Origin of the sequence: Pontibacter amylolyticus (assembly GCF_014638845.1) — a bacterium.
GTDB classification, from domain to species: Bacteria; Bacteroidota; Bacteroidia; order Cytophagales; family Hymenobacteraceae; genus Pontibacter; species Pontibacter amylolyticus.
Window position 1 is genome coordinate 267,482 of the sequence record NZ_BMFP01000005.1, and the last position, 14,834, is coordinate 282,315.

14 protein-coding genes are annotated in these 14,834 nt (G+C 52.7%); 6 read left to right on the top strand and 8 right to left on the bottom strand.

Annotated features, from left to right (window positions below; translation table 11 throughout):
* Positions 1-49 precede the first annotated feature (49 nt).
* From IEV97_RS14080 to IEV97_RS14100, 5 genes are all read right to left on the bottom strand, one after another.
* Positions 50-2,092, bottom strand: a complete 2,043-nt coding sequence (locus IEV97_RS14080; protein WP_188502122.1) for a DUF3858 domain-containing protein — start codon at positions 2,090-2,092, stop codon at positions 50-52.
* A gap of 498 nt (positions 2,093-2,590) precedes the next feature.
* Entirely contained in the window at positions 2,591-2,959 is a 369-nt protein-coding gene (locus IEV97_RS14085; RefSeq protein WP_229733950.1) for a hypothetical protein, read from the bottom strand.
* Between the two features lie 217 nt (positions 2,960-3,176).
* Positions 3,177-3,956, bottom strand: a complete 780-nt coding sequence (locus IEV97_RS14090; RefSeq protein WP_188502327.1) for a TIGR03915 family putative DNA repair protein — start codon at positions 3,954-3,956, stop codon at positions 3,177-3,179.
* 17 nt (positions 3,957-3,973) lie between these two features.
* The gene (locus IEV97_RS14095; RefSeq protein WP_188502123.1) at positions 3,974-4,117 is read right to left on the bottom strand and encodes a hypothetical protein; all 144 of its coding nucleotides are present in this window, start codon (positions 4,115-4,117) and stop codon (positions 3,974-3,976) included.
* Positions 4,118-4,215: 98 nt separating this feature from the next.
* Positions 4,216-5,481 carry a putative DNA modification/repair radical SAM protein gene (locus IEV97_RS14100; protein ID WP_188502124.1) on the bottom strand — a complete coding sequence of 422 codons (1,266 nt, stop codon included), beginning with the start codon at positions 5,479-5,481 and terminating at the stop codon, positions 4,216-4,218.
* Between the two features lie 240 nt (positions 5,482-5,721).
* On the opposite strand from IEV97_RS14100, the gene IEV97_RS14105 reads away from it, so the two are divergent.
* The 6 genes from IEV97_RS14105 (at position 5,722) to IEV97_RS14130 (ending at position 11,789) form a co-directional block, all read left to right on the top strand.
* On the top strand, positions 5,722-7,611 hold the full coding sequence (locus tag IEV97_RS14105) for a BamA/TamA family outer membrane protein (RefSeq protein WP_229733951.1): 1,890 nt from the start codon (positions 5,722-5,724) through the stop codon (positions 7,609-7,611).
* Between the two features lie 63 nt (positions 7,612-7,674).
* Positions 7,675-8,289 (top strand): Dps family protein, encoded by a 615-nt coding sequence (locus IEV97_RS14110; RefSeq protein ID WP_188502125.1) that lies wholly within the window; start codon positions 7,675-7,677, stop codon positions 8,287-8,289.
* Positions 8,290-8,682: 393 nt separating this feature from the next.
* Entirely contained in the window at positions 8,683-9,534 is an 852-nt protein-coding gene (locus IEV97_RS14115; RefSeq protein WP_188502126.1) for a CvfB family protein, read from the top strand.
* 145 nt (positions 9,535-9,679) lie between these two features.
* A complete protein-coding gene (locus IEV97_RS14120) occupies positions 9,680-10,345 on the top strand; it encodes an oxidoreductase (protein ID WP_188502127.1) in 666 nt (221 codons plus the stop codon).
* Positions 10,346-10,394: 49 nt separating this feature from the next.
* The gene (locus IEV97_RS14125; RefSeq protein WP_188502128.1) at positions 10,395-11,174 is read left to right on the top strand and encodes an SAM-dependent methyltransferase; all 780 of its coding nucleotides are present in this window, start codon (positions 10,395-10,397) and stop codon (positions 11,172-11,174) included.
* Between the two features lie 114 nt (positions 11,175-11,288).
* The gene (locus IEV97_RS14130) at positions 11,289-11,789 is read left to right on the top strand and encodes a hypothetical protein (protein ID WP_188502129.1); all 501 of its coding nucleotides are present in this window, start codon (positions 11,289-11,291) and stop codon (positions 11,787-11,789) included.
* 122 nt (positions 11,790-11,911) lie between these two features.
* On the opposite strand, the gene IEV97_RS14135 is transcribed toward IEV97_RS14130, so the two are convergent.
* The 3 genes from IEV97_RS14135 to IEV97_RS14145 are packed head-to-tail and all read right to left on the bottom strand — an operon-like array spanning position 11,912 to position 14,248.
* Positions 11,912-12,853, bottom strand: coding sequence for a succinylglutamate desuccinylase/aspartoacylase family protein (locus tag IEV97_RS14135; RefSeq protein ID WP_188502130.1), 942 nt, complete (start codon positions 12,851-12,853; stop codon positions 11,912-11,914).
* A gap of 1 nt (position 12,854) precedes the next feature.
* Positions 12,855-13,757 (bottom strand): 30S ribosomal protein S6--L-glutamate ligase, encoded by a 903-nt coding sequence (gene rimK / locus IEV97_RS14140; protein ID WP_188502131.1) that lies wholly within the window; start codon positions 13,755-13,757, stop codon positions 12,855-12,857.
* Positions 13,758-13,762: 5 nt separating this feature from the next.
* Positions 13,763-14,248 carry an ATP-dependent zinc protease family protein gene (locus tag IEV97_RS14145; RefSeq protein WP_188502132.1) on the bottom strand — a complete coding sequence of 162 codons (486 nt, stop codon included), beginning with the start codon at positions 14,246-14,248 and terminating at the stop codon, positions 13,763-13,765.
* Between the last annotated feature and the right edge of the window lie 586 nt (positions 14,249-14,834).

Consider the following 14,834-nt stretch of genomic DNA (forward strand, 5'->3'; position numbering starts at 1 on the left):
AGGTTAAGCGCCTTGCTATACGCCTAACCTGGAGTGTGCTGCAAAATGATTAATTGGAGGATATTTTTTTCAACACGACCTGCTCGGCGTGCTTGGCCACAATCTGGTTGTAGAACTCTTTCAGGTAGGGGTACTCAGGGGCAAAGTACACGGGCTTGAGCATGTTAATTTTGCTCATGATCTGCAGCACATTCCCCTCTCGCTGCACAATGTACATGAACTTGCCTCCATCTTCGGGCAGCGAAATGATGGCTCCCTTCGGCGACTCTTCTACCTCGTAGCCCTCCGGTATCACAAACCTGATGACATGGGTGTAGTCAATTGGCACGGCAAGGTCCACCGGGTAAAGCCGCTCCTCCAGCTTAAAGGGATTTTCCGTTTCGCCCTGTCCCAGCATCGGGTTCAGGTAGATCACATCGACGGGCTGGGTGTTACCGCTCGCTGTTAGGCTGTAGTTGATGTTCAGGGCCTGGTTCAAGTCCTCCACGTTTTGAAACTCCGGCTTTTCAACTTTGTAGTTGCCTATCTCCTTGCTTATTTTCTCAGCATATTTTTCTTTGCCGTCCTCCAGTATCGTGCGGCGCAGGCTCAGGGCATTATACCCGGTGCTCGACTCCATCACTTTGCCTGTTAAGCCTCCATTTGGGTTAACGGTCAGTTCGCCGTTAAAGAATTTGGTAAGCTTGCCAGTGGGTGTAAGTGCCACCCAGCGCTGATCGTCCTTTTTGATCAGGCGTCCCTGCCCGTTCAGACAGCGCACAGGCAGCATACCTGCCGGCAGCAGCGGGTCGGTAGCATCCAGCAGGTATTCTTTGTCGCCCAGCTTCACATGGGCAATCACGTAGTTGAACTTATTGAGCATTGGAGAGCCCTGCGGCACACGGCCATGCTCCCGGGTACTGACCAGCACAGGGCCTGCGTCCAGCCCAGCATCCTGCAGCATGGCCGTCAGCATCAGGTTGATGTCGGCAGCGCTTCCGCTTCTGTTCTCAAACGCTTTCCGAATGGGGCCGGAGGTATAGTAGCCGTACTTGTTATTCCATTTCACACTGCTTTTTACCAGGTTATGGATGGCGATCATTTGCTGTTCCGGATTGGTGTGTTTGGCTGTGATGGCTGCTATTTCAGCCTTAAAAAAACCTTTCCGATTGAGCTGACTGCCAAATTTATCAGCCATCAGTAAGTCTTTCGTTACATCATCCCAGTTCCCTGTCATTACCTGCGGAAGCGAGTTCGGATACTTCACCGTTTGCAGCTCGAAATCGATTTTGGACTGGTAGTCGCGCAGCGTGGTGATGTACTTTTCAGGGCGCAGCGCAGGTGCGTTTTTGATCACCCAACGGTATACGTCGCTGCTTGCCTCTACCTGTTCGGAGCCCCCTGGCGTGCGGCCTCCTCCCATACCTGGCATTAAATCCGACGACCAGGTAATGGTGAAGCGGTCTCTGGAATTGGTTCTGGTGGATTGGTCGAATCTCAGGTAACCCTGTTGTTCCTGCTTGTAATGAAAGTATTCCGGGATACGTACATTATACTCGCTGTAGGCTACCGGAATGGTGCTCTGAAATTCCCACTCACGCAGGTTGTAAAGAAAGTCAGAAGTGATGGAGTAAGAGTATTCGATGATAGAGCCTTCTTTCACGTTCGGCATCGTGAACTTTTTGGCAAACCAGTTTTCATTGGTCTGCTCGTCAAACACCGCTTTCGACTCTAACTTGTCTTTTGTCAGCTTGCCACCCTCTTGGTTGTAGGTAAAGCCCTTGATATTGTAAACGCTTTCCTTTTTGGAGTTGCGCTGGTAGTAGGGGACCGAGATATTAGCCACTTCATAGCCTGACTTTTTCAGCACCTTAATGCGTGTATGTCGCTCAAATACAATCTTGAACCCTTTGCTATAAATAAAGTAGGAATAACCGTAGTCTGAGAGCACAACGGCGGCGGCACTCGTATCCTGGTCGTATAGGCGCATTGCAATTTCTTTCTCATCCACCTTACCAAACTTGGCAGGCAAATCCTGCGCAAATCCTCGGGAGAGGCCGGCGCATAATAGCAAAACGAAAGAAAAAAATAGAGTAGAAGTTTGAAGTTTCATAGGCTGTTGAGATATTATTTATGATATGTTATGAAGTTGCAGTTTGTTTAGTAACTTCATAAGGTGTCATTACCAAGTATAAAGTGATTCAACAGACCGATGTATAAAAGAAATAATATTCTTCTATATTATCAACTCAAAATCAAAATTTTATATTGGATCTCAACAAGAACGGTCTTCAAATCACTCTCTTATTGTCATATCTTATTATTTATATCCCAATTTGACTGCTTTACACTTCAATGTTATTATTTAAAGCAGCGCTTTTAATCCAGTGCGAAAATGGTGAAAACAGCGCAATAAGTAGCGTCAGGTATTTATCGAAGAAAAGTCTGTGCACCCTTTGAGCCTGGCTCTGGTTGTGCCTTTGAATATGGGGCACAAAAAAAGCAGGGCCACGAAATAAATCGTGGCCCTGCTACCAGTTCGTATACAAGGGTGAAATTGGCAAAGAAACAGGCCCAGGGAGTGAAGGCGGGCCTGCCTCTTTGCGCGGTATTACAGGAAGGATGAAAAATTGTTGCTGTTTTGCCAGAATTCGCGGCAGGTTTCGCGCTGTTTTTCCAGGAACTCCTGGTCGCGCTTCAGGCTTTTCCAGTCGCCGTAGCCGAGGCGCTCGCACAGCTTGAAGAAGCTGTCACCTTGGTTCTGGCGGCCTTTGATGCGAACAAGCGAGCTCAGCAGGGGGCGTCCCGCTGCATGCTCGGCTTCAGAGATTTCGTCGATTACGTCGTTGAGTTGCGCTTTCTCGTAAGTGTTTTCGAGGTTAAGGCCCAGTTCGGCTTCCAGTATCAGATTTTGAAACGACATCAGGTGAGCGCGACCGCGGGCTACTTGAATGAGTTTTTTCCGTATGCGTGTATTCATTGTTCCTTTTTAGATAATGAAGTACAGAAGGCCATTCCCGCTGCTTTGTGCAATGGGCGCCGGCTGAATAGTTTTCATAAAATATCTATATGTACTTATACTCCGAAAAGGGCATTCGGGTTGTCCTGTGTTGCGAAAAAAATCAGTTAAAGACTCGTAAGTATAGCCTCTGTTATAAAAGAGGCCTGACATACAGGAGGTTATACCTGCGTTTTTTTTACTTTAATCTGGGCTGTTTTTCGGATAGGTACTTCCAGTAGCGCTTCGGTATATGGCGCAGGTGCAATTTGGGGTTCTTGCGCTCCGGTATGTTCACATGATCGAAGTATACCTGCCAGAGCATCTGGTAGCGGGTCTCGTTTTCGTCGTACTGGTCGGCGCTTAGTTTGCCCTGCTGTTTGGGTGTCACGCCTGGGTTTTCCAATTGCACAAAGCTCGTTTGCTTTAAATCATAGTAGGCGCCATACCTCCTCGAAGCATCATAAATGGCCCAGCGCTGATCAGCGTAGCGTCTCTCGAAGTGACGCACGATCAGGGGCAGCACGTTAAAGTCAGGCGAGATGCTGGCGTAGTACAGGCCGTCGGCGGTTTTCTGAAAACGCACAAAGGCCTCCATGCGGTGTTTCTCGCGGTGCACCTGCTTATGGATCTGCTGCACCTGCAATATAAAGGGAGCCGTGTAGTTTCCCTCCACACTTTCGGGCGAGTCAAACACCAGCCGGGCATAATCGAAGATGAGCCGCTCAAAGCCAGTTTGCTCCCACAAGTAGGTATAGTACAGCGACTCCAGCGCCGTAGCTGACAAGCGTCTCTTCAAGCCCTGCCATACCCGGTTGGCTTTGCCTTCGTCTGTCACCACCTGCACGGTTTCTCCGAACATGGAAGGCTGCGCCAACTGCTCGGGCTCGATGGTGGTGGGCCAGGCTTTGCGCTCATAGGCCTCAAACACCACGGTGAGCAGTCCCTCAAAGGAACCGTCGTAGGTATAGGAGTACATCGGCAAAGGTATGCTGACTACTGCTTCGCGCCTGAGTTAACGCGTGCTTTGTCGCGCTTGCTGTCGTTTTGCATTCTGGAAGAAAGGCTCTTCAGGTGCGGCACCAGCATGTTGAGTTTGCAGTGGCAGGAAACACGGGCAACTTTAGTAGAATTTCTCATGGTCTTATGAATGGTTTGAAATGATGTATGATCGTTTTGGTTACACAAATCTGTTTTGTACTCTTCTCTCCCCTCTTCCATGTCACGTTTTGTTGTTACTAGCCAACCTGCCGGAACAAGTCCAGCTGCTGCGTAAGCAAGGCACTTCGCACGGAGCCTTCGCCAAACAGGATGCGGCGGCGCAGCTGCTCTGAGTCAAAGTCCTGCCGCTGCAGGCTTTTGGTCTGGCAGGTGATGAAATACTTGGCCCGCTTCAGCACCACGCCCATCTGGCGCAGGTGGTCAAAGTGCAGCGGCGCAAACCGCCGGGCCGACACAATCTTCTTGGCCGACTTCACCCCGATGCCCGGCACGCGCAGGATCATCTCGTAATCAGCGGTATTGATCTCCACCGGAAAAAAATGCCGGTTGCGCAGCGCCCAGCCCAGTTTCGGGTCTATGTCCAGGTCCAGATTCGGATTCGCCTCGCCCAGTATCTCCTTCACATCGAAGCCATAGAAGCGCATCAGCCAGTCGGCCTGGTAAATGCGGTTCTCCCGGATGATGGGCGGCTCGGTGATGATCGACAGCCTGCTATCTGTGCTCACCGGCACATAACCCGAGTAGTACACCCGCTTCAGGCTATACCCTTTGTAGAGTTGGTCCGACAGCTGCAGGATCTGACGGTCGCTTTCGGCGGTAGCTCCCACAATCAGCTGCGTGCTCTGCCCGGCCGGCGCGAACTTTGGCGTTGCCTTGAACAGTTTGCTTTCTTCTTTGGCCTGCACCAGTTGGTCTTTAATCGACCCCATCGGCAACAGGATCTCACTGTAGTTTTTCTCCGGCGCCAGGCTCTGTAAACTCTGCTCCGAAGGCAACTCTATGTTCACGCTCAGGCGGTCAGCGTATAAACCCGCTTCTTTAATCAGTTCCTCGCTCGCACCCGGTATGGTTTTGAGGTGGATGTAGCCGTTGAACTTCTCCTCCTGCCGCAGCTTCTTGGCCACCCGCACCAGCCGTTCCATGGTATAGTCGGCATTTTTGAAGATGCCCGAGCTCAGGAACAGTCCCTCAATGTAATTGCGGCGGTAGAAATTGATGGTCAGGTCCACCACTTCCTGCACCGTGAAGGCGGTCCGCTGCACGTCGTTGCTTTTGCGCGTCACGCAGTAGGCGCAGTCGTAAATGCAAAAGTTAGTCAGGAGGATCTTGAGCAGCGACACACAGCGACCGTCTTCGGTATAGCTGTGGCAGATGCCCATGCCTTCTGCGTTGCCCAGCCCTTTGTTGTCGTTTTTGCGCTTTCCACCACTCGATGAACAAGAAACATCGTATTTGGCAGCATCTGCTAATATTTTTAGTTTACCAATTACCTTATCGTTCATCTTCGCTCCTTCTATCTGCTTGACGGTTATAAAATTACAAAATCATTAGCACAAACCCCAAAATATTTAGCAATAATAGTTATCAACACACTATCCACATTTAAATATTGCTAACACAATTAGCATAAGCCATTTTCAGGATTTCAGTCTTAAATTTTCCACATAAATCCGAAAAGAGTATATTAGGAGGTTCTATCGTACAAACACGTACAACAGACAGTAAGCGCCCCCTATACCTCCATGGCATTCCCACGTTCGCCCATTTTATGCTGCTTGTTAGCTTGCCTGCTTGGGGCGTGGCTACTTGCTGGCAATGCGCAGGCGCAGGAAATACCTCCCCGTAAGGACAGCCTCGCCGTTCCAGCCGACACCATCAAGCAAAAGTTCGACGAGCGGGTGATGAATAACCTGCGGGAGATCTCGCAGCGCAAAACCATCATGGGCAAGCTGCTCAAAGCGATACTAGTCTTTGACCGGAAAGATGAGGAGGTACTGGGTTTGGACGCCGAGTTGATTCAGCGGGAGTATGAGCGGCATAATTATAAGGTGGTGCGCAACATCCAGATCATGACGCTGGACGCCCTGGGCTATTCTATACACGACACCACCCGCGTGCCGCGCAGCTTTCTGGAAAAGGCCGGCAATTCGCTGCACATGAAAACCCGCCGGCACTTGGTGCGCAACAAACTGCTTTTCGAACGGATGGAGCCTTTGGAACCACTGGCCCTGGTCGAGTCGGAGCGTTTGTTGCGCCAGACGGAATACCTGCTCGATGCGCGCATTATCGTGGACGAGCGAACCACGACGGATGACAGCGTGGACGTGCTGGTGATCACCAAAGACATCTTTAGCCTCGGCGGCTCCGGTTCTTATACCCCTTCGTCGGGTGCGGGCAGGGTGGCCCTGCGGGAGCTCAACTTCCTGGGGCTCGGTCATCAGATCCGTGGCTCCTACCGCTTCAACATGAACGCGCCCCGCTCCTGGGAAACCACCGCCGGCTATACCGTGGAGAACATCGGCAGCACTTACATTACGGCCGACATCAATTACTTCGATCAGAATTATTACAAAGAGCGCAGCGCCTTCCTACGGCGTGACTTCTTCGCCACCAACACCCGCTATGCCGGTGCCGTCGGGGCCAGCAAAATAGACGAGCGGCTCCTGCTGCCGCCCGTGCCGGAGGACACCATCCAGCGCTTTGCTGACCTAGGCTATCAGTTGCAGGATGTATGGCTGGGGCGCTCCTTTAAGTTCAAGAACTACAACCTGGGCTTCGAGCCGCGCGGCCGGTTGATCACGGCCCTGCGGGTGATCAACACGAACTTCTACACCAAGCCTACCGAAAACTTTCAGGACAATGTGCTGGGCATCGCCAGTGTAGGCTACAGCGTGCGCCGCTACTACAAAGACCGCTACCTGTATGGCTTCGGACGAACGGAGGACGTGCCCGCCGGCACGCTGGCGTCCATCTCGTACGGCTATGAGCGCGGCGACCTTTTCGATCGTCGCTACTTTGGGCTCGACCTTTCCTTTGCCCGTTACAACAAGGACTTCGGCTACCTCTATAGCCGCGCCGGCTATGGCTCCTTTATAAGGAACGGCACCTGGGAGCAGGGCATGCTGGAAATGGAGTCCATGTACTTTACGCGGCTGTACGAGAACGGCAACTGGAAACTGCGCCACTTCATTCTGGGTCGCGGCACCATCGGCGTCAACCGCAACCCCGAGGAGTTGCTCTCGATCAACAATGAGGAAGGCCTGCGCGGTTTCCGGTCCGATCTGCTCCGGGGCAACCGCCGTGTGGTCATCAACTACGAAGCCAACCTCTATACCCCGTTCTCGCTCTTTGGCTTCCGACTGGCTACCCTCGCCTTTGCGGATGTGGCCTGGCTCTCGTACGGCAACAAAAGCTCGCCCTTCAAGAGCAAGCCTTATCCAGGCTTTGGGGTAGGTATACGCTTCCGCAACGAGTACCTGTCCTTCAGCACCATCCAGATCCTGGTGGGCTACTACCCGAAAATCCCGGCAAACGAGAACTTCAACAACCTCCGCATTTACGAGTCGTCGCGCTCGTACTACGACTTCGAGGACTTTCGCTTCAAGCAGCCCGGCATAGCCGAGTTCAGGTAAAATTTCTGTATCCTTTTGAGCCGATCGGGGTACACTGTTAGAGAAATTCAACAAACCCTGAACATGGAAAAGCTAAGAGAAAAATCAGAATATGAAGGCAACCCGGTTGGGCTGTCAAAGACTACGGCAACGGCAATGGCCAACGAACTGGACCGCCACCTGTCGTCGTTCATCACCCTGTATAACCAGTACCACAAGCACCACTGGATGGTGGAGGGGCCGCAGTTCCGCGATCTGCACCTGTTCTTTGAGGAGCACTATACCCAGATCCACGAGCAGTACGACGCCATCGCCGAGCGCCTCACCGTGATGGGCTACTGCCCTACCTGCCACCCGGCCAAGCAGCTGGAGCTATCTTATATCGAACACGAAGAGGAAGGCGTGTTCCGCATCCGCGAGATGCTCAAAAAAGACATGGAGGACGAAAAAACGATCGTGCTGGAACTACGCAAATCCATTAAGAAAGCTTTTGAGCTGGAGGATTTCGCCACCAAGGCCCTGCTGGAAGGCATCCTGCTGAAGACGGAGGACCGCTGCCACCACATCGAGCACTTCCTGGGCGAAGATGGCCTGTCCATCGGCCTGATCGCCAGTCCGGACGACATCATGGAGGAGGACGATCAGCCCGCCAGAAGCCAGAACGGCAAAGCCAAAACCACCAAGAAAGCAAAGGCTTAAAACACAGCCCCGCTATACCTGACAAAACAGGCAGTCTGATATAGGCTGCCTGTTTTTTTTATCCTTGGGAGACAAACCACTGCCTCTATACCCTTGGGCAATACAGGATGGCTAAGTCCTTGCTGCAGCGTGCATGGCGCGAGCGTCCGCGCTTGTGCCTTGCTATGGCGGGGCCTCCTCCGGCCTCCTTTTTATAGGTAGCCGCCAGAGCTCACCCCTTTCATAAGCACAAGTGAGGACGCACGCAATATTATTAGTGGTGTTTTACGACCCTGCCAATGTATCCTTTTGCCCCGTCGCACAGGTATAAGGGGAACAGCCGGAACCGGAGGGCTATACCTGAAATGGTTTCGCTATATTTGCAGCATTCTATACCTAACACAATACTCTATTATGGTAGACCTCGGCCATTACAACGAACTGGAGATAGCACGCGAAGTGGACTTTGGCATGTACCTGACCTCTGAAGACGGCGACATCCTGCTGCCACGCAAGTATATACCTGAAGGCGCCAAAGTAGGCGACAAGGTGCGCGTGTTCGTGTACCGCGACTCCGAAGACCGTGTGATTGCCACCAACCTGACGCCTTACGCCACCGTGCGCGAGTTCGCCTGCCTAATGTGCAAAGACAGCACCGACTTCGGCGCCTTCCTGGACTGGGGCCTCGAGAAGGACCTGCTCGTGCCGCTGCACAACCAGAAAGAAAAAATGCGCCCCGGACGCAAGTACTGCGTGTATGTATACCTTGACGACACCTCCGACCGCATTGTGGGCACGACCAAGTTGGGCAAGTACCTGCACAACGACGAAGCCGCCAAAGAGTTGAAAGAAAACGAGGAAGTAGAGCTGCTGGTAGCCGGCTTCACGGAGATCGGCATCAAGGTGATCATCAACAACCGCTACATGGGCATGCTCTACAAGAACGAGGTGTTCAAGGAGCTTTACATGGGCGACAAGGTGCGCGGGTTTATCAAGACCATCCGGCCAGACAATAAAATTGATGTAACGCTCCGCAAACCGGGCACCACCGGCCTGAGCGAATCCAGTGAGGCGGCGGACAAAGTAATGGAAGTACTGGAGGCGGCCAAAGGCTACCTGCCCCTGTCTGACAAGAGCAGTCCGGACGAGGTATACCGCATGCTGGGCATGAGCAAAAAGGTGTTCAAAAAAGCCATCGGCGGACTGTACAAAGAGGGAAAGATCGAGATCGACACAGACCACATCCGACTGAAAGGCGACGAGTAAGCTGCCCCATCATCTATACCCTGGAACGGCAATAACAGCTGATTTCAAAACAAAAACAGCCGCAAGCGGATTATTTACCTGAAAGCACGCCATTTGTTAACCTATGTGGCAGACATTCACGTAATTCAGCGAAACGCAAACCTCCATGCACCGAACCCGAACCGCACTGATTGCCGGCGCCAGCGGCCTGGTTGGCAGTCACCTGCTGCGTATGCTGCTGCAAAGCGACCGCTACAGCCAGGTAATCTCCGCAGGCCGCCGCGAACTGGCCATCATTCATCCCAAGCTCGACCAGCAAATCGTCGACTTCGACAACCTCAAAAAAAGCGCCTCCGAACTGGCCGCCGACGACGTGTTCTGCTGCCTTGGCACCACCATCAAAAAAGCCGGTACCAAAGAAGCCTTCTACAAAGTAGACCATACCTATGTTACGCAACTGGCCGAGATTACGCTGCTCCGCAATGCCAGTCAGTTTCTGGTGGTGTCGTCGATGGGTGCCGATGCCAAGTCGCGTATGTTCTACAACCGTGTGAAAGGCGAAATGGAGCGGGACGTGCGGGCGTTGGGATTTCAGTCGCTGCACATCTTCAGGCCGGCACTTTTGCTGGGCGAGCGCGACGAGCATCGCACCGGCGAGGAGATCGGCGCCAGAATCATGAAGCCGCTTTCCAAGATCATGTTCGGGCCGCTGCGCAAATACCGGCCCATTCAGGCCGAAACCGTGGCCAGCGCCATGCTGCGGGTCGCCGCGCAGGACCACAAAGGCGAAAAGGTATACCAGTCTGACGAAATAGAGCGATTGGGCCATTAACCCTCCCTATACCTGACGCGTAAGTTGCAAGGCACGTATACCTATCCCTATGCCAAACAAAAGCCTGCGCCGCGCCTTCCCGAAAGCCTCCCAATACGACCCGGCCTGGGTGCGCAAGCACTCCATGGGCGAGAACGTGCTCTTCAACCTGGAGAGCCTGACCAAATCCCTTGACCTGAAACCGGGCATGCGCGTGCTCGACCTTGGTTGCGGCAAAGCCATCAGCTCTATTTTTCTGGCCAAAGAGTTCGGGGTTACCGTCTGGGCCGTGGACGAGGCCGTGTCAGCCAGCGATAACTATGAGCGCATTCTAAGCGAGGGCTGCGAAGACAAGGTGTTTCCGCTGGAGATGGAGGCCCGTTCCCTCCCCTTCCCCGAGGAGTACTTCGACGCCGTGATCGTGGTGGACTCCTATACCTATTTCGGCACCGACGAAAAATACCTGCCCTACATTGCCCGCTTCATCAAGCCAGAAGGACACATCGCGATTGTAGACGTATGCTTCACCAAAGAAATCGAAAGCCACCACCAGGTACCCGAGTTCCTACAAGAGGATTATCAGAACTATTGGTACTTTATTCACACCATCGATTGGTGGCGCAGGCTTTGGGAGAAAACCGGGCTTGTGGAAATAGAGGCCGCCGCCGAACTGACAGAGGCCGGCCTGGTGCGTGAGCAATACATGAAGGATTACCAGAATTCAGAGGAGGAAGACGCCTTTGCCAGGGCATTGGAGCTTGATAAAGAGAAGTTTATCACGTTTTTTAAACTGATCGGGCGGCGCACATCCAAAACAGCCTATCTGCAATCGTACAAGCAATCGGGTTAAAATTTGCGAAAAAAGTGAATATTAGTTTTTTCGAACGGAAGAAGTTCTATTTTTGCAGCCTGCCAGCTGGACGTACCTGTCTGGCAAGCTGGATATAACTTTTTTAATAGAACAATGAAAACATTTCTTCGCGTAGGGTTTACCTTAGCTTTGGTAATGACGCTCGCTTTCGGTGCGAATGCACAGGAGTACAAAACAGGTATAGGCTTTAGAGGCGGTGTAGCTTCCGGTCTTACCATAAAGCATTTTATTAAAAGCGATGCCGCCATCGAGGGTATCCTGAGCACAGGTTTCCGCCACAGAGGTGCCGTTGTGACCGTACTTTACGAAAAGCACGCCCCCGCTTTTAACGCCAAGGGCCTCCAGTGGTACTATGGCCTGGGTGGTCACGTTGGTTTCTATGAGGGCCGCTACTACTATTATTATGACAAGCACAGACGCGACAGATACTACGATGACAATATCGTAGGCTTCGGTATTGACGGTGTGCTGGGTCTTGAGTACTACATCCGCGACATTCCGTTCACGATCGGTGCTGACATCAAGCCTTACATCAACATACCGCATGGCCGTGGCTTCTGGGATTCCGCCCTGCACGTGCGCTACGTATTCTAAGGTATAGCGAATACTATAACAAAAGGCCCTGCTAAGGTATAGCAGGGCCTTTTTGTTTATTTCTGAAAGTCCTTTGTCCTTTGTCAAAGAACTCTTTTGTCAAACCACTAAGCGGTTATACCTCAGAAAGCAATGTGCATCAGGGCGTCTCCCTGGTTCACGACAGGCATGTTGTTTAGGCCCACGACATAACCGGCAGCCGGGGCGTTCAGGCGCACTTCCATTTCGCCGTAAGGGTCAGTGATCGTACCTACAACCTGTCCTTTCTTCACGTAGCCTCCTTCCGGCACGTGGCTACGGAACAGGCCTGCATTTTTGGCGCGCACCCAGATGTCCTTCATACAAATGGTGGTAGGCTCAGATGCGGCGGGCGCACTGGCCGCCATACCCAGATGGTGCATCAGGCGACAGGTGCCCTCTATACCTAGTTTGATGCCGCGCTCATCGAAGCGCAGCGACTCTCCCGTCTCATATACCAGGATGTGCTTGCCCAGCTTAGCAGCCTCCTTCCGGAGCGAGCCCTGCCGGTAAGAGGCATTCAGCGTAAAAGGTGCGGCGAAGGCATCCGCCAGTACTTGGTTCTTCGGCTCTGCCAGCACGCAGCGTATCTGCGGGTAGTTGCCCCTGCTCGAGCCTCCTGTATGAAAGTCCACACCATAGTCGATATAAGGCATCACCTCTTTCATAAATCGGTGCGCCACGCGGCTGGCCAGCGAACCCTCCCTGTTGCCCGGGAAGCTTCGATTCACGTCTTTGCCATCGGGCACGTCGCGCGAAAAGTTCAGGAAGCCGTAGATGTTCAGGATGGGCACCGCAATGATGGTCCCTTTGAGCGGATACAGCATCTTTTTGGTGATCATGCGCCGGATGATCTCCGTGCCGTTCACCTCGTCGCCGTGCATACCGGCCATGAGCAAAAGCACCGGGCCGTCGTGCACGGAGCGGAACACATAAACAGGAATGTCAATGACAGTGCCGCTAGGCAGTTTGGAGATAACGAGCCGGGTGAGCACTTTCTCTCCGCGGTCAATACTGACACCGTTGATCTTAATGGTTTCGGGCATGCTATTCTTTCACTCTCTTGGCGGCCTTCTTCTGCACCAGCCCCTCCACGTACTCAATTATTTTAGCGGCGATATCCTTGTTGGTCGCCTTCTCTATACCTTGCAAACCCGGCGATGAGTTCACTTCCAGGATCAGCGGTCCGCGTTTGGACTGCAGCATGTCCACGCCGGCTATACCCAGGCCCAGCGACTTGGCAGCCAGCAAGGCAGCGGCCTTCTCCTGCCGACTGAGTTTGATCAGGCTCGCATTGCCGCCACGGTGCAGGTTAGAGCGGAACTCGCCTTCCTTGCCCTGTCGCTTCATGGCGCCCACTACTTCGCCGTTCACCACAAAGGCACGGATGTCGGCGCCTGCCGCCTCGGCAATGAATTCCTGCACAATGATGCGGGCCTTCAGGTTATGAAACGCCTCAATCACCGATTCAGCGGCCTTCTTGGTTTCAGCCAGCACCACGCCCAGTCCTTGCGTGCCTTCCAGCAGCTTGATCACCAGCGGCGCACCGCCTACTTCCTTCACCAGCATGGAAGTTTCCTTGGAATAGTTGGTAAAGGCGGTCTTGGGCATGCCTAGTCCAGCACGTGAAAGAATCTGGCTGCTGCGTAGTTTGTCGCGGGAGCGCACGATGCTCTGGGAGTCCACGGCGCTTTTCACTTTCATCATCTCGAACTGGCGCACCACGGCCGTGCCGTAAAAGGTAACCGAGGCTCCGATGCGCGGAATGATGGCGTCAATGTCGGTCAGGCGCTCTCCCTTGTAGAGGATGTGCGGGTCGCCCTGTTCGATCACAAGGTCGCAGCGCAGGTGGTCAAGCACTACGGCTTCGTGACCGCGCTGCTGTGCAGCTTCCACCAGGCGGCGGGTAGAGTATAACTTAGGGTTGCGAGAGAGGATCGCTATTTTCATAAAGGCTATTTATTCTTCTTTTGTTTGTTGTTGAATTTGAGTGAGACGTTTTTACGTGAAACGTCCACAATAAACCGGCCCTTGAGAAGTTTGCGGCCAATCAGCACCGGGTATTTCATATCGCTGCGGTCCGAGAGCGAGAACTCCGCCTCGATCAGCTCGTCGAACACCTTGATACGTGTTTTGATGACGTATCGCTCCTGCACATCGCCAAACGAGTTACGGATATCGCGAAGGCTGTAGTCCGCAAAGGTCAGTTTTTTGTGATTGTACTGCGGGTGCGATGGGTCTAATAAGTCCAGACTGATCACTTTAGTTCCGTCGGCGAGGGTTTCCTCATGAATATCCGAACAGTGTATGGCGGAGGTATAGGCACCGGTGTCAATCTTGGCCTCTATCTCGTCAATATCCAGCTCCGGAAAGGCCACCATCTCGCGCCTGCCGATGATCTTTTTCTCTGGTTTGGGCTTTTTTAGGTTCTCCTCTTTCATCAGGGGCCAATTTAAGCATTCTGGTTTACGTATGGTGAATTGGGGTCAGGATTTTCGGGATTAGTTTGTCTGAATCAGGATTTACAGCATTTAAGGATTTACAGGATTCCTGTGCACGATTGACATCCCCCTGCCCCCTTCTTTGCTGAAGGTCCCAGCCCCAAGGAAAACTTTTCCTGCATCTGCTTTCCCCACCTGTCATCCTGAAAGTATCTTGGTGGAAGAGAGGACAGGCTCTCGCTATAACACACCCTTGCCCCTCCCTTTGTCGAGGGCACCTACCCCCAGAGGGGATTTTCTGCTACAGCCACTTCACAGGTATAGTCCTCGTAGTTATAGCAGTTCCTTTGCAATACCGGGGTCCAACCACCCCTGCCCCTCCTTGTCTAAGGAGGGGAGTCTGTAACTACCATTTGTCAGATATAAGCGCTGTATTTTCCTCTACTACACACCACACAGACTACGGCAGGTATAAGAAGACTAACTTGCCCCAGAAGCTATGAAACAGTTCGCCTTGCACGGTGCACTTTTCGACGCTCCACTGTTCGAGCGTTCAGCGAGTTTGGAGCGTCTTGATTTTTTTGCT

Coding starts and splice junctions, on each gene's coding strand:
- IEV97_RS14110 (WP_188502125.1), top strand. CDS start 7,675: ATGGAAAAGCTAAGAGAAAAATCAGAATATGAAGGCAACCCGGTTGGG.
- IEV97_RS14090 (WP_188502327.1), bottom strand. CDS start 3,956: ATGTACTCCTATACCTACGACGGTTCCTTTGAGGGACTGCTCACCGTG.
- IEV97_RS14095 (WP_188502123.1), bottom strand. CDS start 4,117: ATGAGAAATTCTACTAAAGTTGCCCGTGTTTCCTGCCACTGCAAACTC.
- IEV97_RS14130 (WP_188502129.1), top strand. CDS start 11,289: ATGAAAACATTTCTTCGCGTAGGGTTTACCTTAGCTTTGGTAATGACG.
- IEV97_RS14115 (WP_188502126.1), top strand. CDS start 8,683: ATGGTAGACCTCGGCCATTACAACGAACTGGAGATAGCACGCGAAGTG.
- IEV97_RS14125 (WP_188502128.1), top strand. CDS start 10,395: ATGCCAAACAAAAGCCTGCGCCGCGCCTTCCCGAAAGCCTCCCAATAC.
- IEV97_RS14085 (WP_229733950.1), bottom strand. CDS start 2,959: ATGAATACACGCATACGGAAAAAACTCATTCAAGTAGCCCGCGGTCGC.
- IEV97_RS14105 (WP_229733951.1), top strand. CDS start 5,722: ATGGCATTCCCACGTTCGCCCATTTTATGCTGCTTGTTAGCTTGCCTG.
- IEV97_RS14080 (WP_188502122.1), bottom strand. CDS start 2,092: ATGAAACTTCAAACTTCTACTCTATTTTTTTCTTTCGTTTTGCTATTA.
- IEV97_RS14100 (WP_188502124.1), bottom strand. CDS start 5,481: ATGAACGATAAGGTAATTGGTAAACTAAAAATATTAGCAGATGCTGCC.
- IEV97_RS14120 (WP_188502127.1), top strand. CDS start 9,680: ATGCACCGAACCCGAACCGCACTGATTGCCGGCGCCAGCGGCCTGGTT.
- IEV97_RS14145 (WP_188502132.1), bottom strand. CDS start 14,248: ATGAAAGAGGAGAACCTAAAAAAGCCCAAACCAGAGAAAAAGATCATC.
- IEV97_RS14135 (WP_188502130.1), bottom strand. CDS start 12,853: ATGCCCGAAACCATTAAGATCAACGGTGTCAGTATTGACCGCGGAGAG.
- rimK (WP_188502131.1), bottom strand. CDS start 13,757: ATGAAAATAGCGATCCTCTCTCGCAACCCTAAGTTATACTCTACCCGC.